Origin of the sequence: Nocardia fusca NBRC 14340, from assembly GCF_001618425.1 — a bacterium.
In the GTDB taxonomy this organism is placed as follows: Bacteria; Actinomycetota; Actinomycetes; order Mycobacteriales; family Mycobacteriaceae; genus Nocardia; species Nocardia fusca.
This window is the reverse complement of the sequence record NZ_BDCU01000018.1, coordinates 1-21600: the sequence shown is the minus strand read 5'-3', so window position 1 is coordinate 21600 and position 21600 is coordinate 1. Positions and strand designations below refer to the sequence as shown.

Here is a 21600-nt window from a genome sequence, read left to right as displayed (position 1 = left end):
TTCGGGTTAGTGGCGGGCCGGCTGGGTATCGCGCCACCGCACACACCCGACCGTCGAGGCGAAACAAGGAGGACGACGATGGTCGCAACCGACGCGGACCGAGTCCGGGCGGCACTGTCCGCCGCTGATTTTCCGGCCGAGAAACCGGAGCTGGTGCACTGCGCGACCAGGGCGCACGCCGACAACGACACGGTGCGCGCCCTGAAGGCGATCCCCCCGGAGACCTACGGCAATCTGCAGGAAGTTCTGCAATCGGTGAACCTCGAGCCGCGGCGGTCGCCGGCGGACCGGGCCGCCCAACGGCGCACCCACCACCATCCGGGCCTGGCGGAGCAGGAGATAGAGGTTCCACCCAACCCGATCACCGAGGAACTCGGATACAACCGCGACAGCTGACCGGATACCGGCGTGGCCCGGTGGCATGATCCGCAGGAACCTGGGTAGCCGCCGCAGATGACCACGACACCTCCCCTCGCTCTCGTGACCGGCGCCTCGAGCGGTATCGGCCTGGAACTCGCCACCGTGTTCGCCGAACGCGGCTATGACGTGGTCATGGCCGCAGAGGACGCGGAGATCGAAACCGCGGCCGAGACAGTCCGCCGCCCCGGGATCGAGGTGCGCGCGGTTCAAGTCGATCTGCGCACGCCGGAAGGCGTGGAACAGGTGTACTCCGCGGCGACCCAGGACGAACGGCCACTCGACGCGGTCGCGCTCAACGCCGGGGTCGGTCGCGGCGGCAACTTCGCCGAGACCGACCTCGACGACGAACTCGATCTCATCGCGCTCAATGTGCGCTCGACCGTGCACCTGGCCAAGCTGACGCTGGGCGATATGGTGCGGCGCGACACCGGTGGACTGCTGTTCACCTCCTCGGTCGCGGCGATGATGCCCGGCGCCGGGCAGGCGGTGTACCACGCGTCGAAATCGTTCATCCAGTCCTTCGCCGAGGCGCTGCGCGAGGAAGTGCGCGATACCGGGGTGACCGTGACCGCGCTGATGCCGGGACCGACCGATACGGACTTCTTCCGCCGCGCCGGTCTCCTCGACACACCGATGGGTCGCGGACCCAAGGAGGATCCGGCGCGGGTGGCGCGACAAGGTGTGGACGCGCTGCTCCAGGACAAACAGAAGGTCGTCGGTGGATCGCTGGGCACCCGCGCGATGGCGACGGTCGCGCATGTACTGCCGGATTCGGTGAAGGTCACCGCGAGCCGGGTGATGAACGCCGCGCTCCCCCACCGCCCCTGACCGCGCGCCCGGATCGCCGAGGGTGGAGCCACGACCGCGGAATCGCCTGGTGCGATATCGGTTCCGCGGCCCTGTCGATGAGGGGGTGCCGCAGCGGGTGAGTACGGCTCGCGCGGTGTTCAGCGACCGGAGACGCCCTGCTCCACCGCGACCGATGCGCCGAGCCCGACGATCAGCGCCCCACCCGCGCCCCCGACCGCCTCCAGGCGCTTCGGCGACCGCGCGAACCAGTTGCGCGCCGCGGAGGCGAGCAATGCCCAGGCGCTGTCGCATACCAGCGCGATCACCAGGAAAATCGAGCCCAGCACCAGCAACTGCAGTGGGAGCGAGCCCGCGGCCTGATCGGCGAAATGGGGTAGCACCGCCGCGAAGAATACGATCGCCTTCGGGTTGGTGACACCGACGACCACGCTCTGCCGGAACACCCGGCGCCCACTCGCCGGTGCCACGGGCGCGCCCAGCACCTCGCGCAGCGCCTTCCGCTCCCGGATGGACTGGACCCCGAGATGAATCAGGTACAGCGCACCCGCCACCTTGACGATCGCCATGGCGGTGGCCGAGGCCGCCAGCACCGCGCCCAATCCCACGGCGACGAACAGCAGGGCGATCTGGACACCCAGCGAGTGGCCCAGGACCGAGATCAACGCCGCGCGGCGCCCGAGGGTGAGTGCGCGCCCGATGGTGAACAGCACGCCGGGCCCGGGAACCACGACGATGAGGGTGGCGGCGGCCATGAAGGCGAGCAGATTGGCGGCGGGAACCATCTGCGAATTTTATGCCCCGGGCGGCGGGTGCGCGCCCCCGGAACAGGTGGGCCGGCACTCGATGACCGGCAGACCCGTTCCGGTCACCTGCCGGAGGGGTTCTCCGGAAGTAGCGGCCCGAGAGGGCCGAGATCGATATTGAGGTCTTCGGGGGTGAGGCCGAAATGCTCACGCAACTCGTCCATTCGCTGTTCGAGGAGCATCAGCGTGGTGCCGATACGCTCGACCTGGTCCTCGCTCAGATCGCCGGCGTCGACCCGCCGCAGGGCCTGCCGTTCCATCAGCTGACGCAGCAGTTCCACCAGCGTGAGGACGAGCGTGACCAGGCCGCGTTCCACCGTTTCGGGATCGGTGTCGATACGCGGGGAGATACCGTCGAATTCGGTCATCCGGGTGGCTCCTGCCCGGGACCGTACAGGGTGCTGACGGAGGAGATCAGCGCCCGCAGCGAAATCTGGACCAGATCGACGTCAGCGATGGCGAGCTTGATATCGCCGGTGACGACGACGCCACCGGCCAGCACCCGGTCCAGCAGGTCGACCAGTGCGATGCGGCGCTCGCTGTCGACGCTGTTCACCGCGGCTCGCGTTCCACACCCGCGAACGAATACGGAGGCCACGGGCCGGTGAGTTCGAGCCGGATACCGGGGAATTCGGCAGCGAGCGCGTCGACGGCCGCGGCGAAATCCTCGGCGCGTTCGTCGTCGACCAGGTAGGTCCCGTTGAGCACCATCCAATCACTGCGACCGCTCAGCGCCGGATCGGTGGTCGGCTGACGGCGACCGGCCGCGGCGCGACGGCTCAACCGGGTATGGATGACCTCCGCACGCTGGGCAGCATCATGTTCCACGGTCTCCTGCGCGGACAGCTGAGCGCGGCGGCGGGCAAGATAGGCCGCGCCCGCGCCTTTCGCGGTGTCCTCGGCGCGGGCCTCGGCCACGGCCGCGGTGAGTGCGGCGCGATCCCCGTAGACCTTCACGCCCCATTCGGTGCGACCGGTGACCAGAACCAGCGCCGCCTCCAGATCCGCCTGCCGGTCCCGGAGCAGTTCACGCACCCGCTCGTCGTCGAGAAAAACGGTCGCCAGCCGCAACGGTGCCGACGGGGCCCGGCGCACCGCGGCGGAGACCACCGCATCGTGTGCCCGGGCGGTGGCGGCCAGCCAGTCCAGATCCTCCAGGTTGCGGCTCAGCGGCTGCGCCCCGAACACCTCGAGCGGTACCGAACCCACGAGCGCGGCGAGCGGCTCGGAGATCACGACCCGGATCGGCTCACCGGCCACTCCGGTGAGCCCGTCGAACCCCGCGGCGGCAGCCGCGGCCGCCGTCACGGCATACAGCCAGACACCGGTCCCGCTGGTCGTCACGGCGGATCGCTCTCCTGCGATTCGCGCCGCTCTTCGACGGCTTCGCGACGTCCCCGTCCGGCCTCGAGCTCGGCGATCCGGTCGCGTAGTTCGCGGTTCTCCAGTTCGAGGTCACGATCCTGCCGCTCGAGCGTCCGGGCCTTGCTGTTGAGCCACGGGTCGGTCTCCCACCAGTCGATACCCACGGCCTTGGCGGTCTCCAGGGACGCGACCACCAGTCGCAGTTTGATGGTGAGCAATTCGATATCGAGCAGGTTCACCTGGATATCGCCCGCGATGACCAGCCCTTTGTCCAGGACGCGTTCGAGAATATCGGCGAGGTTGGTCGATTGATGCCCGCCACCGTAGGGCTGCGGCTCGTAGGACCCACCACCTCCGACCACCGTCATCGCCGGCCTCTTCCGCCGATATCGGTGCTGCCGCGCGCGTAGCGCGCGGTTCTGCGGTAGGCCAGCAGATTCCCGTCGAAGTCGATCTCCACCTCGTAGAGCGCGAGCATATCCGCCGACGAGGGGATGCGGTGGTCCTCGAGCACCTCGATCTCCACCAGCCGGCCGTCCTCGAGCGGCTCCATCGAGGTCACCCCCTCCACCGATTTCGACGTCAGCTCCCGCAGATGTTCGATCGCCGCCGCCGCGGCCTCCCTGGCGGTCAGAGGTTGGTCCGGATCCGGATCGACATCCGCGGCATTCTCGGCGGCCGACCTGCGGCTCATGGCGACCTTCTCCTCTCACCGGACGGCGGGGCTCCGCCGGCGGGACGCCTGATCCGGGAGAGAACCTCCCGCAACGCCCGGTCCCGCTCGTCCTCGGAGATCTCGCCGGCCGCGGCGGCTTCCTCGATGTCCTCGATATCGCGCCGGACGGCGGCCGGACTTCGCCACTGCTGGTCGACCTGCTCCTGGATCACTTCACCCAGCCAGATCACCCCGCGGACCGGAGCCAGCGGCAACAGGACGATCGACGACAGCAGTCCCATGTCTTCACCCCGCGGGTTCGCCGACAGTAACGAAATCGTAGGGCGCCATCGGGCCGAGTAGCTCCAGCCGGACCCGTCCATCCCATTCCTCGCCGAGCTCGGTCAGCGCTTGCAGCAGATCGTCCTCCCGGGACAGCTCGAGCAGCACGGCGAGATGCACCGCCTCCTCTTCGTGTGTGGGCTGACGCTCCCGCACGGTCGGATCGAGATCGCTCAGAGCGGCCGCCACCCGGCGGGTGTCTGCGGCGCGTTTGGCTTCGATCTCCTGGTTCACGATCTCGCCCAATCTGATTCGCTCGTTCCGGGTGGCCTCTTCGGGTTTGTCACGGATCTCCGCGCGCAATCGTGCCGCGTCGGAATTCTCGTCCAAGATCTCCTGGAACACGGTGTTCTCGGTGTAGCGTCCCCGGATCACGTACTGGGCACGGCCTTCCAGATCGTCGAGCGCGTTGCGGAACTGCTCGTGGTTGGGGGCGAGCAGTTCCTTCTCCACCGCTTCGGTATCGGTCACCACACCGCCGAACTGCAGCGGCAGCACCGGAGCGACAGCCGCCGTCCCGTCCAGCAGGCGCGCGTGCGCGGTGAGATCATCGGGCATGCCCAGGGGGCGGTCGAGCGAGACCTCGCTGACCAGGGCGGCGATATCGCCGTGCCGTACGACGGCGACGTCGGCGGGTGGGTCACCGATCCCCCGAGCGTGTGGCTCCGGCTCCACATCGGCGGTCACGATGCCATAGATGTACACCCCGGTCCGCTGGTCGCGATCGCTTCCGGTTGTGGTGCTCGCGGTGGACATCATCGCTCCCCTCGTTTGGAGGCACGGGAGGTCTGGCGCTGGTCCTGCACGTCCCCGAGGAAGTCCTGCACCTTTTTCCCCGCCGCTTCGATGGCGCCTTTCGTCTTGTGCTCGGCCGCCCCCTCGGTGACATCGCCCACGAGGTCGGTGAGTCCCTTGGGCTCGTTACTGGAAATCTCCAGACGGTTGACGGCCTCGGCGAAACGCAGATACGTGTCGACGCTGGCGACCACCACGCGGGCGTCGATGGTCACCAGTTCGATGCCGACCAGAGAGACCCGGACGAACGCGTCGACGACCAGTCCTTTGTCGAGGATGGTGTCGATGACCTCGGCCAGGCCGGATGAGTTCGGGCGGGCGACCGCGCCGCTACCGCCGCCGCCCGCGGGTTCTATGGTCATGTCCGCGCTCCTCGCCTCTCGCGGGAACGGCGTGGCGCGGCAGCGCGGCGCCGCGCGGCCGGGCGGCGAGCAGGCTCCGATTCGGCCTCGTCCTCGGTATCCTCCTCAGCCGAATCCTCCTCCGTCTCGCCGTCCTCGTCCTCGTCGAGTTCGTCTTCTTCCTCTTCTTCGCCGTCTTCTTCGTGGTCTTCTTCGCCCTCGGCGGGTTCCTCGCCCTCGCCGGCTTCGTCCTCCGCGCCCTCGTCCTCGGCGCTCTCCTGCTCCCTGCGCCGCGCGGTCTCGTCGTCCTCGACGACCTCGCCGTCACGGATCTCCCCGTGCCAGCCCACGATGTCGTCGGGACGCAGCACCGCCTCGGTCATGACATAACGTTCGAAATGCTTGAGTTCCAGGCGGCATCGGCGCCCGGCCGCGCGCCAGATATTGGCGGTCTTCTCGAACAAGCCCTGCGGGTGATACTCCAGAACCACCAGGACCCGGGTGAAATTCGGGCCCAGCTCGTGGAAGGTGACCGCGCCGTCGATATAGCCCTTGGCCCCTTTGGATCGCCAGACGATCCGCTCGAACGGCACCTGTTCGAGAATCGTGGACTCCCAGGTCCGCCGCGACCAGAACACGCGCCCGGTCCAGGAGAGTTTCTCGTCGGCGACCTGTTCGACCTGTTCCACCTTCTTCGTGAACTTGGGGAATTCCGCGAACTGGGTCCACTGGTCGTAGACGAGCTCGACCCCGGCACCGATATCGATGTGCTCGACGATATTGGCCAGTTTGAGTTTCTTGCCCTTGCCGCCCTTGCCGCCCCCACCGGTGAGCGCATCCTTGGCAGACGACATCGTGTCCTTGACCGATTGCCCGACTTTGCTCATTCCCGCGCTCATGGCCGCTCGCATCGGGGAGGCGCCCTCGGAGAGCTTCTCGACGCCTGTCAGCGCCGCGAGCAGGTTGCCGCCCTGGCCTTCGGCGTATTCGTTCAACCGGCCGGCCGCACCCGACACCCCGCCGGACAGACCGGACACGGCACGTTGGGCGAGGGTTCCGGCGAGATTCTGCACCGACTGCCGGAGCAGATCGCCGGGATTCGCCTGGTCGGCGGTCTTCCGGGCGGCCGAACCGGCCGATTTCGCGGCGCCGGTCGCCCGGCCGGCGGTGCCGGTGGCGGCCTTTCCGACTCCCGAGGCGGTATCGCGCAATACTTTCGCCATCGCTGTCACCGCCTCGTGCGCCGTACGGGCGCTTCGTCGGTATCGGCCGTGGCACGACGCCGACGCGTCGTGGTCTTCCCGCTCTCCCCGGGGCCCGACGACCGGGTACCGGAACGGGAGGACTTGGCCGCGGTCGTCCGGCGGGCACGCGGCCGGGGCGCGGGTTCTTCGGCTTCTTCTTCGTCCGGGGACTCGTCGAGCTCTTCGTCCGTCTCATCGGGCTCCGGCTCGGTGTCCTCCGCCGCCGCGGCGGCCCGCCGTCGACCACCGCCGTCCTCGTCCTCGTCCGGCACGGGAGATTGCAGCCGCTCGTTCAGCGCATCGAGGCGGTTGCTCGCCGCGGTCACGGCCGCCGACCGGACCGCCCCCAGCAGCTCGCCCCGCACAGTATCGGTGATCTTGGTCAGCTCCGCGGAGCCACCCAGCGTCGATGTGCCGCGTTCGAGTAGCTCACCCGCGAGCCCCGTGGATCGTTTGGACATCGCCGCGCCGGCCAGTCCCATCGCCCAGCGCATTTTGCGGGTACGACCCAGGAAATATCCGATTCCCACCCCTAACGCAATTCTTGCTCCGCCTTTCATGCTCACTCCTCGCCGCCTCGGGTACCGCTACACCTCACGACGGGAGCGGCCGAGACCAGAGACCCCAGAAATGGGATAGACCACGGTACGGTGGACGATCTCCAGCGTATTCCTGGTTACCCGCATGGTCGATAGGCGTACAGGGCAAGAAACGAACACGGCGGCGAACCGGCGAGACCCCGTAGCGACCCTTCATCCGACATTCGCTCGGGCGGTCGCGCACGACCGGCCCCAACGCGCACCAGCGCGCCACCGCGGGAACTCGTATTCGCCTACAGTGCGCAGTCGCGGTCCCGCCCCCGCGGTGAGACTTCCGCCGGAAGCGACGCCGGGCGGCGGACCGCCGGTGATTCAGTTGCGGATCAAGGTGATAGGCAGGCCGTCCTTGGGGAACGGCAGCGAGTGGTAGTCCATCGGTGGCATGTAGCCGGGATCGACTGTCCAGTGGTACTCGCGCAGCAACCTGTGCATGATCGCCTTCACCTCCAGACCCCCGAAATACATTCCGATGCATTTGTGTACACCGCCGCCGAACGGTTCCCACGCGAAGCGGTGCGATTTGTCCTCGCGGCGTTCTGGACCGAACCGGTCGGGGTCGAAGGACAGCGGATCGGTCCAGTAGTCCTCCATGAGATGGGTGAACTGGACACCCACGATGACATCGGTACCGGCGGGGATACGAACGCCCTCGACCACGGTGTCCTTCACCGCGTACCGGACCAGCACCGGGACCGGGGCCCGCAGGCGCAGCGCCTCCCGCATCACCAGATCGATCGAGACCAGCTTGTCCAGCTCGGCCATCGAGGGCGCCGGCCCGAGCGCGAGCGCCTCGGCCCGGCACCGCTCCTGCCAGTCCGGATGCTGCCCGAGGTACTGCAGCATGGTCGAAGTGGTGATGGTGGAGGTGTCGTGGGCCGCCATCATCAGGAAGATCATATGGTTGACCACGTCGTCGTCGCTGAACCGCTCGCCGTCCTCGTTCTCGACGTGGCAGAGCACCGAGAAGATATCGTCGGTCGGCCGGGCGCGTTTGGCGGGCAGGTAGTGGCGGAGGAAGTCCTCGAGCACTCTGCGGCCGCGATAGGCCCGGCCCCACCGGGTGAACGGCGCGTTGATCCGGACGATCCCGGCGGCGGCCTGTACACAGGCGATGAACGCTTTGTTGATGCGGTCCATCTCGGCCTGCCCGGTGTCCTGCACACCGCCCATGAACAGATCCGCGGCGATATCGAGGGTGAGCTGCTTGAGTTTCCAGTACGACGGGAACTCGGTGCCTTCTTCCCAGGCCGCCACCCCCTGTTCGATGGCCGGGTGCAGGCGCTGGGTGTAGGCCTCGAGGCGGGTTCTCGTGAATGCCTCCTGCATGATCCGCCGGTGCGCCAGGTGCTCCTCGAAATCGATGAGCATGAGACCGCGGTGGAAGAACGGGCCGACGAGTTCGGACCAGGCCGGCTCGTTGGCGAACGCCTTGTCCTTGTTCTGTAGTGCCGCGCCGCAGGCATCGGGCCCGAGCAACATCACCGCGTTCTTACCGAGCGCGCGGAAGGGCGCGACCGGGCCGTAGCGCTCCCAGCGGCCGCGGCACAGCGCGACCGGGTCCTTGGCGTACTCCAGCACCTGCCCGAGCAGGGGTAATCCGCGGTCGTCGCGGTGCTGGACCGGGATCGGCCGCGTGGCCGCCGGCCCCGTCGTAGCGGCTTCCTCGCGTGGCTCCAGGGCCTCGGCCTTCATCTGCTCACCTCATGCTGGTGTGGCGGTGGTCACGTCCAGCCTGATTCAGGAAGGGCATCCTGTCAACCTTGGCTCGCCGATTCCTGTGGCATGCTGAGGACGTGGCCGTGCAATCGGGGGTCTACCGGGGCGTCAGCGCGGCCGATCGCGCCGCCGAACGCCGCGCCCGGCTACTCGAAGCGGGCCTGACCGTATGGGCGGACCCGGACACGCGGACCACGATGACCGCCGTCTGCGCCGCGGCGGGACTGAGCGAGCGCTACTTCTACGAAAGCTTCTCCGGGCTCGACGCCTTGCTCGAAGCGGTGATGGACGGGATCGCGGCGGAGATCGAGGAGAACAGCCGGCGGGCCGCCGAGCACGCCGGCGCGGACCCGGCCGCGCGCGCCCAGGCCTCGATCCGCGCATTCGTCCAGCAGCTGCTCGACGATCCACGCAAAGGCCGGGTGGCCATCGTGGAATCGGTCGCGGTACCGAAATTGCGCCGGCGCCGGACCGAACTCCTGCGCCACCTCGCCCATCAGTCGGCGCTGGAGGCGCGGGAATTCTTCGGTCCGCGCGACCGCAGCGAGAACGCCGACGAAACCGCCGGCCTGCTCTTCGTCGGCGGTATGGCCGAACTCGTCACCGCCTGGCTCGACGGCACCCTGCGGGCGTCCGCGGACGAGATCGTCGACGCGGCCGCACGCGCTCTGGTCGGCCTCTACCGCTGAGGCCGGTGCGCACGCCGATTCGCTCGGTGCCCGTGCGGCGGGCCTCGTCCGAACGCTCGGGGCAGGCGCGTTCGAGCGGCGCAGCGAAGCGACGTCGACGACGGGCTCTCGGTGATCCGGTACGAGCGCGTCAGGCCACAGGGGTCCGCCGGCCCGTCACCTCGGCGGAGCGGCGGCGCGCCCCGAGGTACGGCAGGGCGAACTGGTAGAGCCCGGAGAAGAAGAGCAGGGCGAGCGGAATCAGCGGCAGATAGGAGACCCAGACGATGGGCTCCGGCAGCGACAGCGCGACGATCGTCGCCAACACGGTCAGTGTGAAGGCGACGGCGGACCAGCGGTGCAGCTGCCGGATGCGGTACGCGGCCGGCCGACCCGGCGATCCCGCGTCCGCCCGCCGCGCGGAGTCCGCGGCCGCGCCACCGTGCCGGGCCGCGACAAGAGGTCGCACGAACAGATAGACGCCGGACAGGAACAGGAAGGCCAGTGGCGGAAGCGGTAGATAGGACACCCACTCCGGACCCTGCACAGCAAGGACGACCACGGTGATCACCAGGGTCGCCGTGAAGATCGGCACCAGCGTGCGGTGGGTCCGCCGGATCGGCCCGTTCCAGTTCATTACGTCCTCCTCGGGAGAAATTCGCGGTCCGGCGCTCTGCCGTGCGAATGTCGATGCGGACGACGGTAATGGCGGCCCTGTGACCTGCGCTTCTCGATTCCTGATCACTTGGTCCGGGCCGGGGTGGCGTCCGGGGCGGGTCGCCGGGTGACGCGGCGACCGCCTGCTCGAACTGCGCGCGAGCCGCGGCCTCCCACGTATCGTCCGACGCCGGGCCGGCAGCGCGTACCCGGCCGAGCCGACCGGCCCGCGCCGAAGGCCGAAGCGGCGGATTCGCGGCGTGGGCCGTGTGCTTGGCTGTCGGATATGACGTGGAATCCGGTTCGAGTGGGTATCGGGACACTGGCCTGGGCGGCCACCCTCGCCGGAGCCGCCGGGGTGGGTCTGCACTTCAGTCGCTCGAGTTCCCGCCTGCTCGTGCTCGCGGCCGCGGGTGCGCCGTATCTGATGGGTTCCGCGCTCGTCGGGGTGGCGGTGTTCGCCGCCGGACGGCGCTGGGGCGGCGTGGGGCTGGCCGGTGTGGTCGCCGCCGCCGGCATCTGGACACAGGCTCCGCTCTACACCGGCGGTGAGGATGACGGCCACGGCCGCACGGTGACCGTGATGCAGGCCAATCTCCTCTTCGACGGCGCGGATCCGCGAGCGCTGGTCGACGAGGTGCGCGCCCGGAAGGTCGAGATACTCACCGTCGACGAACTCACCCCGGCCGCGGTCGCGGCACTCGGCCGGGCCGGACTGGACGAGACGCTGCCCCATCGATACCTCTCCCCCGGCCGAACCGCGGCCGGAACCGGGATCTGGAGCAGCCACCCGCTCTCCGACACCGTCGAGTACGACGGATTCGTGCTGAACCAGCTCTCGGCGACCGCGGCGATCCCGGAGATCGGGCCGGTGGCGGTGTACGCGTTCCACCCGGTACCACCGGTGTACGGGACACCGGTGTGGGCGGACGAGTTGTCGCGGCTGCGCGCGATCCTCGAACGGGCACCCGCGGACCGGCCGGTGCTGGTCGGCGGTGACTTCAACGCGACCTACGATCATGCGCAGTACCGCGCGCTCGCGGCGGGCCGGTTCGCCGACGCCGCCGTGCAGGCGGGGGGCGGGCACCTGGTCACCTACCCGACCGATAAGCGGTGGCCGCCGCTGGTGGGCATCGACCACATTCTGACCGCGGGCGGCCGCGCGGTGGCGGTCGAGACAGTGGGCCTGCCCGGCGCGGATCACCGGGCCCTGGTCGCTCGGATCCAGCTGTCGAGGGAAGATGGACAGACCACCGGCTCCGCCGGCCACCGATGAGCTACCGGCGAACAGCTGCGCCCGCCCGTAGCTCGCGCACAGTTCCGTCCGTCGCCCGACCGGTTGCCGGCCCGTCGGTGACGACCACCACGGCCTCGCGTTTCCCCGCCGTGGCGTTGCGCGGCGCCGAGTTCGCCTCGCGCAGATTCGAATCATGACAGGACGGTCACGACGCGACGCCGGGATCGCGGCAGCCGGTACCCGCTCGGACCGCTGCTAGCATCCGCTGTGCCGTCGCCGACCGATCCGCACCGGTCGCCCGTGGCGGACAGCCCGTGACGGTAAGCCGCAGAGGTGGAGACCATTCGATGACTACTCGTGCCGAAGTGTTCACTACCGCCGCCGAACTGGCGGCGACGCTCGCGTCCGGAACCGAAGTGACGCTGCTGGATGTGCGGTGGCGGCTGGACCGCCCCGACGGGCGTGCCGAGTACCGCGCCGGCCATCTGCCCGGCGCCGTCTACGTCGACCTGGACAGCGAACTGTCCGATCACTCGGTGACCGGCCGCGGGCGCCACCCGCTACCCGACGGTGCGGCACTGCAACGGAGCCTGCGGGCCTGGGGCGTCCGCGACCGCGTCCCGGTGGTGGTCTACGACGACTGGAATCGCGCCGGTTCGGCGCGCGCCTGGTGGGTGCTCACCGCCGCCGGACTGCCCGGTGTCCGCATCCTCGACGGCGGTCTGCCGGCATGGCGGGAGTTCGGCGGCGCCCTCGAGAGCGGCCAGGTGATCCCGGCGCCCGGCGACGTCACCGTGACCCGGCCGGACCTCTACACCGGTGCGCGCGATGTCGTGACGGCGGAGGAATTGGCCGATATCGCCGCACAGGGATCGCTCGTCGATGTCCGGGCCCCGGAGCGGTACCGGGGCGAGAACGAACCGGTCGATCCCGTGGCCGGCCATATCCCGGGCGCACGCAATGTTCCCGCGACGGCCCTGCTCGACGAGTCCGGCCGGTTCCTTCCGGACGAGGAGATCCTCGCCCGGTATCCGGCCGGCGACCCGGCGGTCTACTGCGGTTCGGGCGTGACGGCCGCGATCGCCGTCGCCGCGCTCACCGCGGCGGGGCGGGACGCGAGCCTATTTCCCGGCTCCTGGTCTCAGTGGAGCGCGGATCCGTCCAATCCCGTAGAGATCGGCGACCCGTCGGCGCCGGAGGCCTGAGCCCACAGGTTCGGTGTCACGGTCGCGGCTCCGGCGCACCGCGCCAGCGCTCACGACACCGAGCACCGTCGTGGCGACCTCGGCGCCCCGGCGAAGGCGTAACGCGTCCGGCCGGTCGGGGCGAAGGCCGGCACCGGCGCGGTCGATGCCCGGGCGGAAGCCGGTGCGGCGCCACGAGAGCCGACGAGCACCCCGGGCCGTCCGGGGTCTACCGCACGGACTCGACGCCGGCGGTGAGATGATCCCGGAGCACGGTGGCGCCGGGTTCGGCGAGCCAGTCGCCGAAGGTGCGCAGGCCGGGGTGGATCACGCGGAGAGCTTCGATATCGGCGTGCCAGCGGTGACCGTCGCGCCAACTCGTCCGCACCGCGGCGATCTCGGTGCCGAGCGCCGCAGCCTCGTCGTCGGTGACCTGCTCGTACCGCACCGCGATACCGGTGGCCTCGCTGATCGCGGCGGCGGCCGCGACCGGGGTCGGCTGGTCCCCCGCGAGTTCCAGAGTGCGTCCGGCGAAACGGGCGGGGTCGGTGAAGGCGAGGAGAGCGAATTCGGCGATATCCTCCACCGCGATGATCTGCATCGGCTCGTGGGGTGGGAACAGATGCCGATGCACCCCACGAGATATACCGTCGATACCGGCCACCGCGACTCCCAGATAGTTGGTCATGAACCGGACCGGTCGCAGCACCGTCGGCACGGCGACTCTGTCGAAGAGATACTCCTCGATCGCCCGCTTCCCGGCCCCGCCCGGCAGTGGCGCCGAGGTCGAGGCCACCGTGCTGAACACGACCTGCTCGACCCCCGCGGCCACCGCCGCATCGATCAGCGCCCGGCCGCGCGCCGCCTCGAGTTCGGTATCGACGCCGGACGGCCCCAACGCCACGGGCGGTATGCCGAATACGCCGGCGACACCTTCCAGTGCGGGCGCCAGGCCGGACAGGTCGTCGAAATCTCCGCGCACCAGCCGGGCGCCCGCGGCAGCCAGTGCGAGCGCGTCCGGGGCCTCGGTATCACGGACCAGGGCACGCACCGGCCGGCCCGCGGCCAGCAGGCGCCGCGCGGTGGCGCCGCCCTGCCGGCCGGTGGCACCGGTGACGAGAATCGGAGAATCGGAATCGGTGCGCACGGCGTCCGTTCCGTCGAATGTGGATACTGACATGATCCGGAATACTTCGCCCGTTTCCCTTTCCCGGACAAGGATTACGTGACATGACAGCACTACCCGCGCCCAACAGTGAGCGTGCCGATGCCCGGCGCAATCGAGAGCTCGTCCTGCAGACCGCCGTACGGGTGTTCACCGAGGACGGGCCGGAGGTATCGATCGGCCGGATCGCCCAGCGCGCGGGCGTGGGCGCCGGGACGGTGTACCGGCATTTCCCCAGTAAGGAGATCCTGATCGAGGCGGTACTCGCCGAACATGTCGCGAGTCTCGCCCGGGCGGCCGACCGGTGGGCCGGATCGGCCGCGCCCGGCGACGCGCTGTTCGGTTTCCTGCTCGAGGTGATCGAGAAAACCGCGGGCCGCAAACAGATCTGCGATGCGCTGACCGCTGATCAGAGCTGGCCGCATGCCTTGCTCACGACCGCGGCGCGACAGTTCGACGAGGCGTTGCGGCGCCTGTTGCACAACGCGCAACGGGCCGGTGCGGTGGACGCCGAGGTACAGGTCGCCGATCTGACCGCGCTGACCGTCGGCGGCGCCGCGATCCGGTCGGCGCACCGCAGCCGGGCGCGCGGCGCCCGGCTCGTCCGGCAATTACTCGATGTCGTGCGGACCACGACCGTCACGGAAGGAGCCGACTTCCGCGACAGCGCGATACCGCGTCGTCACGAAACCGGGCGCGGCCGGCATTGCGCGGAATGCGGTACCCGGTTGCGGGACCGGACCACCGGCCGGCCCGCTCGCTACTGCGGGCCGACCTGCCGACAGCGCGGATACCGTCGGCGGACGGGCACCTGAGCATCACCGCCCGTACCTACAAAGAATCAGCAGAACGGGTCGGCGGCGTGCTACGAAAATCGTCGGTGCACATTGCTAGGGTGACGCCATGGCCGAAACGCCACTGACCAGGTTGCGCGGACTGTGCACTGCGCTCCCCGAGACCTCCGAGCGGATCAGCCACGGCGCACCCACCTGGTTCATCCGGGGGAGAAAGACCTTCGTCACCTACGCCGATCACCATCACAGCGATCGACCGGGTTTCTGGTGCGCCGCGCCGCCCGGCGCCCAAGAGGCCATGGTGAGCGCCGAACCCGAACGATTCTTCCGCCCGCCCTATGTAGGGCACCGCGGCTGGCTCGGGGTCTATCTGGATGTACCGGTCGATTGGGTGGAGATCGGCGAGATCGTGGTCGACGCCTACCGCACCGTCGCCCCGAAGACACTGGTGGCCCGGCTGGACGGAACCGGCCCCGGGTAGCGGCCGCAGCCCCCGGGCAACCACGCCCGGCAGGTGTGGCGTTACGGGCTCAGGCCGCAGAAGAAGTGGACCGGCCCACTGCGCGGCGAGCTCGGTGCAGCCGTGAGGTGGTCCGAACCGACTGCGGGACAAGACTATTCGGGTAATGAAGTCAGGGCGCGCACCAGATGGCGTGCATGGGAGTGGCGTGGCCCGAGCAGCAGGGTTACTGCCTTCCCGTAACCCCCACCCACACACGAGCGGTGCCGGGTGGCACGTCGGCCACCCGGCACCACCGATTTCCCGCACCGGACTCAGCGGTACCGGCGCACCAGAGCGAACGCCGCGGCCAGGCACAGTGTGGCCGTGAACGCGTAGATCCCGCGGGCCGCGAAACGGGTCCGTAGGGAGAAATCCAGTTCCGGTGTTCCCATCGCCGCACCGATGAGCCGGTCCAGCATCGGACCGTCCGGGATGCGCCCGGCCACTGTGCCCCCGTCTGTCGAAGCCGCTGTCACCATCACCGCTCCTCTCGTGGAGCTCAGTCGGTTTTCCAGGTCACGATCTCGTCGAGATCCGCCCGGGCGGTACGGAACGAATTCACCGGATGCTCGGTATCGGGGTAACCGAACGAGATCGCGGCGAGCACCCTGCGGGTGCCGGGCAGGCCGAAATAGTCGCGGATGAACGGAGAGTACGAGGCGACCGAGGCCTGCGGGATGGTCGCCAGGCCCAGGGAGTGCGCGGCCAGCAGCACCGTGTTGACGAACAGGCCGGTATCGATGGCGCCGTAGGGTCCCAGCTCGTCCTCGGTGGAGATGATCGCGACATGCGGTGCGTCGAAGAATTCGAAATTGCGCACGAACTGGCGCAGCGACGCCTCCGCATCCCCTTTCCCGATACCGAGACTCTCGTAGAGCTGGATTCCGGACTCCTTGCGCCGTTGCCGGTACGGGCCGGAGAACCCCGCGGGATGCGCCAGATCCGGGGTGGCCGGAGCGCCGGACCGGACATGCGCGACCAGGGCGTCGCGGAACCGGTCGGTGGCCGCACCCTCGGTGACCACCACCTGCCACGGCTGGGTGTTCGACCACGACGGGGTACGCAGCGCCAGGGTCAGCAGTCGTTCGATCACCTCGTGCGGAACCTGATCCGGCAGGAACTGCCGGCAGGCCCATCGCTGGTCCAGGATCGTGCGCAAGGTCTCGTACTGGTGGGTGTCGACATCTGTCGAGGTCACGGGATGGCCCCCTCGCAATTCATTTGTGCACTGGATAGGCAGTTCCAATTCAAGACTGGACTTTAGCAGCGCTGGTCTCATTTTGGAACCGCCAGGATCGGGCTCCGTAGAATGGGAGCGTGCGATACGAAGAACTCGCTGATTTCCCCTGTTCGATCACCCGGCCGCTAGTGGTTCTCGGGGACCGGTGGACCCTGCTGGTACTCAAGACGGCCTTCAACGGGGTCCGGCGCTTCAACGCGTTCCAGGCCGCACTGGGTATCCCGCGCGGCCGCTTACAGGACCGTCTCGACCGCCTGGTCGAGCACGAGATCCTGGTCAAACAGAAGACCGCCGACGGCGTCTACGAGGAGTACCGCCTCACCCCCAAGGGTCACGACCTGTACCCCGTTCTCATCGCTTTCCGGGATTGGGGCGACCGCTATATGGCCCCGGACGGCCCGCCGGTGCACTTCATGCACCGCGACTGCAGCGGCGAAGCACATGTGACCCTGGCCTGCGACGAATGCGGCGAGCATGTCACCGCCCGTGATATCGCGCCGGTACCCGGTCCGGGCATGACCGCGGAGGTCGCCGCGCCCGGCCCCCGCGCCGGCTCGGCGCGGGGCGCCTGACCGGCAGGCCCCGGATACGACGAACGTCCGCCCTCGCCCCCGCGGCACCGGACCGGCCGCGAGGACGAGAACGGCGGGCCTGCTTGTTCCAGAGCTCGCAGTCCGGCGAGCTGGGTCAACAGCACACCGGACACCGAGACGGCCGCGGAGCGCAGCACCGCCTCCCCCGGACGCGCCCCGGCCGCCCCCGCCGGGCCTGCCGGGACCAGCCGAGCGGGTCGAAGCCCAGAGGCCGGGCCACCAGCAGGTGTGCGGCCACCGCCGCCAGCGGGCTCGCCGCCCGGACCACCAGGACGGCCATCTCGTCGGTGGAGGCATGGTCGTCGCACACCTCCGTGAAGGCATCGAGCCACGGTGCCCCCTGCCCACCGCATGCCAGCGCGTAGGGTTCGCCCGCCGAAATTCGCTCGATCAGTGGAACAGCGGAATCGTGGTCGTTATCGCCATTTATATTTCGCAGGCCCGGAACGGCGCCGTCATCGATCGTCACGGCGTCAACTTTCTCTCGATCGAATGGTCCCGGATAATCGAGATCCCGCGGATCGAAAATTCGGTGACGAATTCCCGTCCGCACATTCGGATCGGTGGCTGCTACGGTCCCGCCGCCGATCCGGAATCCACTCCATCGTGAAATCCGTACGCGCATAAGTTGTTCGACTACGTGCACCCGGGACCGCGATCGCGCCGACGATCAGAATCGTATCGAAAATCGACCTGCGGCCATCCCCCGACCGGGTACTCATGACACCTCACCCACCGTTCACACAACCGAAACCAGAATTGCCGCGATCGGAAACATCGCAATTAAAACCATTGCGCCCGGCGCCCGGACGATATATTTCCCACCGCGGCCGCGACGCACCCGCGGACCGGCGACGACGACGCCCCGCGCGACCCGCGTCAGTACGAACGCCAGTTGCGCACCGCCGGCACGTCACCGAACGCCGGAACATGGTCGGCGACCCAGTCGGCGTAGGTGCGCGCCGGCCGGCCGAGGACTTCGGCGATATCGCCGGTCACCACGGCGTTGCCGCCGGCCCGGGCGAAAGCCTGACCTGCCAGCGCCCCGTCCGCGAATTCCGTGGTCGCCCCGGCGGCGAGCATATGTTCCCGGGCCGCACTCTCGGCGATGTCGACCACCTCGACCGGGTGTCCCAGCGCGGCGGCGAGTGTGGCGGCCTGGTCGTGGGTGGTGAGCAGTTCCGGGCCCGTGAGCGTGTAGATCCGACCGGTATGCGCGGAGGAGAGCAGCGCTTCGGTGGCGACGGCGGCGACATCGCGCGGGTCGACCACTCCCTGCGCGCCGGAGCCGGTGAGGTTCGAGACGGGGAGCCCGGCGCGGATCGCGCTCGCCCAGGCGAGAGTGTTCGAGGCGAATGAACTGGGACGCAGGACCGTCCAGTCCACGCCGCCGGCGCGAACGGCTTCCTCCCCGGGCAGATGCCAGGTCCCCACCCGCCCGAGTTCGGGGTCCCCGGTGCCGATCGCGGACAACTTCACGATACGGCGGGCTCCGGCGTCGCGGGCCGCCCGGATCAGCGCGCGGTCGGTCTCGATGTGTTCCGGCCCGAGCACACCGAGGACGAATACCGATTCGGCGCCCTTCATCGCGCGGGCCACGCCGGGCATGTCGGTGTAATCGCCGTGGACGACCTCCACTCCGTCGGGAACCGAGGCCGTATCGGGATTGCGGGTGACAGCACGAACTCGTTCGCCGCGAGCGGCCAGCTGCCGGACGATCTCGCTGCCGATGGTGCCCGTGGCACCGGTGATCAGGATCATGGCACCACCGTGCCCTCGCCCGGGGCCGGACCGATAGGAGATTTCGGCACAATCGGAGCATCCTGACCTGCATACACTCGTAGAGTGACCATCCCGCCGGCGAAGCTGCCGTCCGTGACCACCGACCTCACCGAGACCACGACGCCCGCCCCACCGTCCCTGCGTCCGTGGCTCACCGAACTCGGCCGCATTCCGGCGAACCGCAACTTCGCCGTACCCTTCGCCCATATTCCGTGGGCCACCACCATGATCGTGCTACGCACCGAACAGGGTTACGGCTCGCGCGACCCGCTCGTCCTCGGACCACGCACCCGGGCGTCCTATGCCACCGCGGACAAACCCCTCGGTTGCCTCAGGCTGCGGCTCGCGCCGGGCGCTACCGGGCCGGTGCTGGGGGTCGGCGCCGACGACCTGACCGACCGGGTCGTCCGCCTCGCCGAACTACCGGGCCCGGCGGCCGGCCTCGCCGCCGAACTCGCCGAGCTGCGCCACGACGAGCTGCTGCCCTACCTGGAAAAGCGGCTACCGCGACGTATCCGGGAGAGCCCGACTCAGCGGCTGCATCGGACTCTGCTCCGGACCGCCGTCGACACCGTATCCGCGGACCCCACCGGCGGTACGGTCCCCGCGCTGGCCGGTGCCCTCGCCGTGAGCGAACGCCAGCTGCGCAACCTCTTCACCGCCGGGATCGGCGTTTCCCCGAAGCACTACACCCGGATAGACCGGGTCCGGAGGGTGCTCGCCGCGGCCGGAACTTCCTCGTGGTCACACCTGGCCGCCGGTGCCGGCTATTATGACCAGTCCCATATGGCCGCCGAATTCCGTTCTCTCATGGGCGTTTCCCCGAGGTCGTTCGTGGACGGCACCCGGCTTCCGGTACTGCCCTGCCGGCCGTCGAGGCCGGGCTGGCCGGTACCGGTGCAGTGGGCCGGCCGTCGTCACCCTCCTCGAGAATGCGAAAGCGTGGCACCGACCGGCCGCCCTACCTCTCCGTCTGATGGAATCCCTGCTGGCTCCCCTGCCCGGTGCGGAGGAATTCCTGGCCGCCGGACCACCCTGGTGGTTCGGCTTCCACGCGGTGCCCGGTCTCGCGGAAACAGTTCTGGTGGGTCACGAGGCCGAATACATCGACTGGTTCCTCACCGCGGGCACCACCGGGCCCGACCGTGTTCCAGCGGACCTGCGCGAGGCCGTCATCCGCGCGTATACCGGACCCGAGGCGCTGCGCGGCGGCTTCGCCTACTACCGCGCCATGCCCGAGAACGCGCGCCTGATCGCCACCGCGGTCGCCGATTCCCGGCTGCGCGTACCGACTCTCGCCCTGGGCGCCGACAGCGTGGGTAGCGCACTGCACCGGCAATTGAGCACGGTCGCCGACGATCTCGTCGGCCGGCTGATCCCGGAGTGCGGCCACATCATCCCGCTCGACCGCCCCGACGCACTGCTCGCCGAGATCGTCCCCTTCCTACGCTGACCGCGGCGGGTTCATCCGCCGCCCGATTGGACCGGAATATCGGGCGGCAGTTGCAACGCCACCGTGATCAGCGAGTGGATGCGGGCACTGATCACCGTCAGCAGGCCGTGGATCTCGGCCGGAGCGGTTTCCGCGGCGGCGTGCAGGAGTTTCAGGTCGTCGTCGATACGGTCCAGCACCAACTACCAGCTCTACGACGCCGCCGACTAGTGTCGGATGTATGTCCGCGGACTCGGCAAATGCGTAGCGTCACCGGCACCGAACGCCCGGTGTGCCGCGCACCCCGCGCGCGCTGAGCCGTGACCGGTGTCCGCGCCGGGCGACCTTCGCGCAGGTATCCGGACGGCCGGTCACGCGAACACCGGGCAGCGAACAACGCCCCACCGCGTCCGCCCCGACGACCGCGGTACCGGACAGCCGATGACGTCTCGAGAAGCAGGAGAAGCCGAAATGAGTGTCAGTCTCGCCAAGGGCGGAAATGTCTCGCTGTCGAAGCAGGCGCCGAACCTGACCGCAGTGGCGGTCGGTCTGGGCTGGGATGTGCGGTCGACCACGGGCGCCGACTTCGATCTGGACGCCAGCGCCATCGCGACGGGCCCGGACCAGAAAGTGGTGTCCGACCAGCACTTCGTGTTCTACAACAACCTACGTTCCCCCGAAGGCAGTATCGAGCACACCGGCGACAACCTCACCGGTGCGGGCGAAGGCGACGACGAGGTGATCCATGTCGATCTGGCGGCCACCCCGCCGACAATCACCAATATCTTCTTCCCCGTGTCCATCCACGACGCCGATGCCCGGCAGCAGTCGTTCGGCCAGGTGCGCAACGCGTTCATCCGGGTGGTGGACCGGGCCAACGGCGCGGAACTGGCGCGCTACGACCTGTCCGAGGACGCTTCCACCGAAACCGCGATGGTGTTCGGCGAGCTGTACCGCCACGGTGCCGAGTGGAAGTTCCGCGCCATCGGGCAGGGTTACGCCTCCGGGCTCGCCGGGATCGCCCGCGACTACGGCGTCAACGTCTGACCACCCGTCGAGATGCTTTCGGGCGCCCGGCTCGGGATCACGGTGACGGGGCTGCCGGTCGGCCATGTCACCGAACCGCTGATCGGTCGGGGGCTCGACGATCTTGGTTCTTCGCCGCGCCCGGTGTCGCCGTCACAGTCGCATCCAGCTCGACGAAGCAGGGTCGGCACGACCGGGTGACGGACGGGACCCAGGTGGTCGAGACGTCC

General features: G+C 69.1%; 29 protein-coding genes and 1 pseudogene. 11 read left to right on the top strand and 19 right to left on the bottom strand.

Going from position 1 to position 21600, the window contains the following annotated elements; translation table 11 throughout:
- Positions 1-78 precede the first annotated feature (78 nt).
- Both NF4_RS09530 and NF4_RS09525 read left to right on the top strand, forming a co-directional pair.
- Entirely contained in the window at positions 79-396 is a 318-nt protein-coding gene (locus tag NF4_RS09530; RefSeq protein WP_063126940.1) for a DUF2795 domain-containing protein, read from the top strand.
- Positions 397-453: 57 nt separating this feature from the next.
- Complete coding sequence (locus NF4_RS09525) at positions 454-1248, top strand: SDR family NAD(P)-dependent oxidoreductase (protein WP_063126939.1); 795 nt, start codon at positions 454-456, stop codon at positions 1246-1248.
- 119 nt (positions 1249-1367) lie between these two features.
- On the opposite strand, the gene NF4_RS09520 is transcribed toward NF4_RS09525, so the two are convergent.
- From NF4_RS09520 to NF4_RS09465, 12 genes are all read right to left on the bottom strand, one after another.
- Positions 1368-2012, bottom strand: a complete 645-nt coding sequence (locus NF4_RS09520) for a LysE family translocator (protein WP_063126938.1) — start codon at positions 2010-2012, stop codon at positions 1368-1370.
- A gap of 83 nt (positions 2013-2095) precedes the next feature.
- Positions 2096-2401: a gas vesicle protein K gene (locus NF4_RS09515; RefSeq protein WP_063126937.1), complete on the bottom strand. Its 306-nt coding sequence runs from the start codon at positions 2399-2401 to the stop codon at positions 2096-2098.
- Positions 2398-2589: a gas vesicle protein gene (locus NF4_RS09510; RefSeq protein ID WP_039829105.1), complete on the bottom strand. Its 192-nt coding sequence runs from the start codon at positions 2587-2589 to the stop codon at positions 2398-2400. The genes NF4_RS09515 and NF4_RS09510 overlap by 4 nt, the downstream gene beginning before the upstream one ends.
- Positions 2586-3377 (bottom strand): GvpL/GvpF family gas vesicle protein, encoded by a 792-nt coding sequence (locus tag NF4_RS09505; RefSeq protein WP_063126935.1) that lies wholly within the window; start codon positions 3375-3377, stop codon positions 2586-2588. The genes NF4_RS09510 and NF4_RS09505 overlap by 4 nt, the downstream gene beginning before the upstream one ends.
- Positions 3374-3766 carry a gas vesicle protein GvpJ gene (gene gvpJ, locus NF4_RS09500; protein ID WP_063126934.1) on the bottom strand — a complete coding sequence of 131 codons (393 nt, stop codon included), beginning with the start codon at positions 3764-3766 and terminating at the stop codon, positions 3374-3376. The genes NF4_RS09505 and gvpJ (NF4_RS09500) overlap by 4 nt, the downstream gene beginning before the upstream one ends.
- Positions 3763-4092 (bottom strand): gas vesicle protein GvpO, encoded by a 330-nt coding sequence (gene gvpO, locus NF4_RS09495; RefSeq protein WP_063126933.1) that lies wholly within the window; start codon positions 4090-4092, stop codon positions 3763-3765. Before gvpO ends, gvpJ (NF4_RS09500) begins: the two co-directional genes overlap by 4 nt.
- Positions 4089-4355, bottom strand: coding sequence for a gas vesicle protein GvpG (locus NF4_RS09490; RefSeq protein ID WP_063126932.1), 267 nt, complete (start codon positions 4353-4355; stop codon positions 4089-4091). The genes gvpO and NF4_RS09490 overlap by 4 nt, the downstream gene beginning before the upstream one ends.
- 4 nt (positions 4356-4359) lie before the next feature.
- A complete protein-coding gene (locus tag NF4_RS09485) occupies positions 4360-5151 on the bottom strand; it encodes a GvpL/GvpF family gas vesicle protein (RefSeq protein WP_063126931.1) in 792 nt (263 codons plus the stop codon).
- Positions 5151-5552 carry a gas vesicle protein GvpJ gene (gvpJ, locus tag NF4_RS09480; protein ID WP_063126930.1) on the bottom strand — a complete coding sequence of 134 codons (402 nt, stop codon included), beginning with the start codon at positions 5550-5552 and terminating at the stop codon, positions 5151-5153. Before gvpJ (NF4_RS09480) ends, NF4_RS09485 begins: the two co-directional genes overlap by 1 nt.
- The gene (locus NF4_RS09475; protein ID WP_063126929.1) at positions 5549-6754 is read right to left on the bottom strand and encodes an SRPBCC family protein; all 1206 of its coding nucleotides are present in this window, start codon (positions 6752-6754) and stop codon (positions 5549-5551) included. The genes gvpJ (NF4_RS09480) and NF4_RS09475 overlap by 4 nt, the downstream gene beginning before the upstream one ends.
- Before the next feature lie 5 nt (positions 6755-6759).
- A complete protein-coding gene (locus NF4_RS09470; RefSeq protein WP_063814540.1) occupies positions 6760-7335 on the bottom strand; it encodes a hypothetical protein in 576 nt (191 codons plus the stop codon).
- Positions 7336-7686: 351 nt separating this feature from the next.
- Positions 7687-9066, bottom strand: a complete 1380-nt coding sequence (locus tag NF4_RS09465; protein WP_084532996.1) for a cytochrome P450 — start codon at positions 9064-9066, stop codon at positions 7687-7689.
- Positions 9067-9167: 101 nt separating this feature from the next.
- On the opposite strand from NF4_RS09465, the gene NF4_RS09460 reads away from it, so the two are divergent.
- Positions 9168-9779, top strand: a complete 612-nt coding sequence (locus tag NF4_RS09460) for a TetR/AcrR family transcriptional regulator (RefSeq protein ID WP_063126927.1) — start codon at positions 9168-9170, stop codon at positions 9777-9779.
- A 130-nt stretch (positions 9780-9909) separates the two neighbouring features.
- On the opposite strand, the gene NF4_RS38515 is transcribed toward NF4_RS09460, so the two are convergent.
- Positions 9910-10395 carry a hypothetical protein gene (locus NF4_RS38515; RefSeq protein ID WP_198165277.1) on the bottom strand — a complete coding sequence of 162 codons (486 nt, stop codon included), beginning with the start codon at positions 10393-10395 and terminating at the stop codon, positions 9910-9912.
- Positions 10396-10701: 306 nt separating this feature from the next.
- Between NF4_RS38515 and NF4_RS09445 the strand changes: the two genes are divergently transcribed.
- Positions 10702-11691: an endonuclease/exonuclease/phosphatase family protein gene (locus NF4_RS09445; protein ID WP_063126926.1), complete on the top strand. Its 990-nt coding sequence runs from the start codon at positions 10702-10704 to the stop codon at positions 11689-11691.
- Between the two features lie 308 nt (positions 11692-11999).
- Positions 12000-12857: a sulfurtransferase gene (locus tag NF4_RS09440; RefSeq protein ID WP_063126925.1), complete on the top strand. Its 858-nt coding sequence runs from the start codon at positions 12000-12002 to the stop codon at positions 12855-12857.
- A 208-nt stretch (positions 12858-13065) separates the two neighbouring features.
- Here NF4_RS09440 and NF4_RS09435 read toward each other — a convergent pair whose 3' ends face one another.
- A complete protein-coding gene (locus NF4_RS09435) occupies positions 13066-14016 on the bottom strand; it encodes an NmrA family NAD(P)-binding protein (RefSeq protein ID WP_084532995.1) in 951 nt (316 codons plus the stop codon).
- 50 nt (positions 14017-14066) lie between these two features.
- On the opposite strand from NF4_RS09435, the gene NF4_RS09430 reads away from it, so the two are divergent.
- Positions 14067-14816: a TetR family transcriptional regulator gene (locus NF4_RS09430; protein WP_063126924.1), complete on the top strand. Its 750-nt coding sequence runs from the start codon at positions 14067-14069 to the stop codon at positions 14814-14816.
- A gap of 88 nt (positions 14817-14904) precedes the next feature.
- Positions 14905-15276 (top strand): MmcQ/YjbR family DNA-binding protein, encoded by a 372-nt coding sequence (locus NF4_RS09425; RefSeq protein ID WP_063126923.1) that lies wholly within the window; start codon positions 14905-14907, stop codon positions 15274-15276.
- Positions 15277-15569: 293 nt separating this feature from the next.
- On the opposite strand, the gene NF4_RS37650 is transcribed toward NF4_RS09425, so the two are convergent.
- Complete coding sequence (locus NF4_RS37650) at positions 15570-15776, bottom strand: hypothetical protein (protein ID WP_157120112.1); 207 nt, start codon at positions 15774-15776, stop codon at positions 15570-15572.
- Between the two features lie 20 nt (positions 15777-15796).
- Positions 15797-16495 (bottom strand): nitroreductase, encoded by a 699-nt coding sequence (locus NF4_RS09420; RefSeq protein WP_063126922.1) that lies wholly within the window; start codon positions 16493-16495, stop codon positions 15797-15799.
- Positions 16496-16614: 119 nt separating this feature from the next.
- On the opposite strand from NF4_RS09420, the gene NF4_RS09415 reads away from it, so the two are divergent.
- Positions 16615-17109 (top strand): winged helix-turn-helix transcriptional regulator, encoded by a 495-nt coding sequence (locus NF4_RS09415; RefSeq protein WP_063126921.1) that lies wholly within the window; start codon positions 16615-16617, stop codon positions 17107-17109.
- 115 nt (positions 17110-17224) lie between these two features.
- On the opposite strand, the gene NF4_RS37645 is transcribed toward NF4_RS09415, so the two are convergent.
- Positions 17225-17599: a hypothetical protein gene (locus NF4_RS37645; protein WP_157120110.1), complete on the bottom strand. Its 375-nt coding sequence runs from the start codon at positions 17597-17599 to the stop codon at positions 17225-17227.
- 410 nt (positions 17600-18009) lie between these two features.
- The gene (locus NF4_RS09405; protein ID WP_063126919.1) at positions 18010-18891 is read right to left on the bottom strand and encodes an NAD(P)H-binding protein; all 882 of its coding nucleotides are present in this window, start codon (positions 18889-18891) and stop codon (positions 18010-18012) included.
- 246 nt (positions 18892-19137) lie between these two features.
- Here NF4_RS09405 and NF4_RS39985 point away from each other — a divergent pair.
- Both NF4_RS39985 and NF4_RS39135 read left to right on the top strand, forming a co-directional pair.
- A pseudogene (locus NF4_RS39985) lies at positions 19138-19734 on the top strand (helix-turn-helix domain-containing protein); the annotation flags it as partial.
- Positions 19735-19888: 154 nt separating this feature from the next.
- Positions 19889-20365, top strand: coding sequence for an alpha/beta fold hydrolase (locus tag NF4_RS39135; RefSeq protein WP_063126917.1), 477 nt, complete (start codon positions 19889-19891; stop codon positions 20363-20365).
- Between the two features lie 11 nt (positions 20366-20376).
- On the opposite strand, the gene NF4_RS37635 is transcribed toward NF4_RS39135, so the two are convergent.
- Positions 20377-20547, bottom strand: a complete 171-nt coding sequence (locus NF4_RS37635) for a hypothetical protein (RefSeq protein WP_157120106.1) — start codon at positions 20545-20547, stop codon at positions 20377-20379.
- 268 nt (positions 20548-20815) lie between these two features.
- Here NF4_RS37635 and NF4_RS09390 point away from each other — a divergent pair, with 268 nt between their 5' ends.
- Positions 20816-21391 (top strand): TerD family protein, encoded by a 576-nt coding sequence (locus NF4_RS09390; protein ID WP_063126916.1) that lies wholly within the window; start codon positions 20816-20818, stop codon positions 21389-21391.
- The last annotated feature ends 209 nt before the right edge of the window (positions 21392-21600 follow it).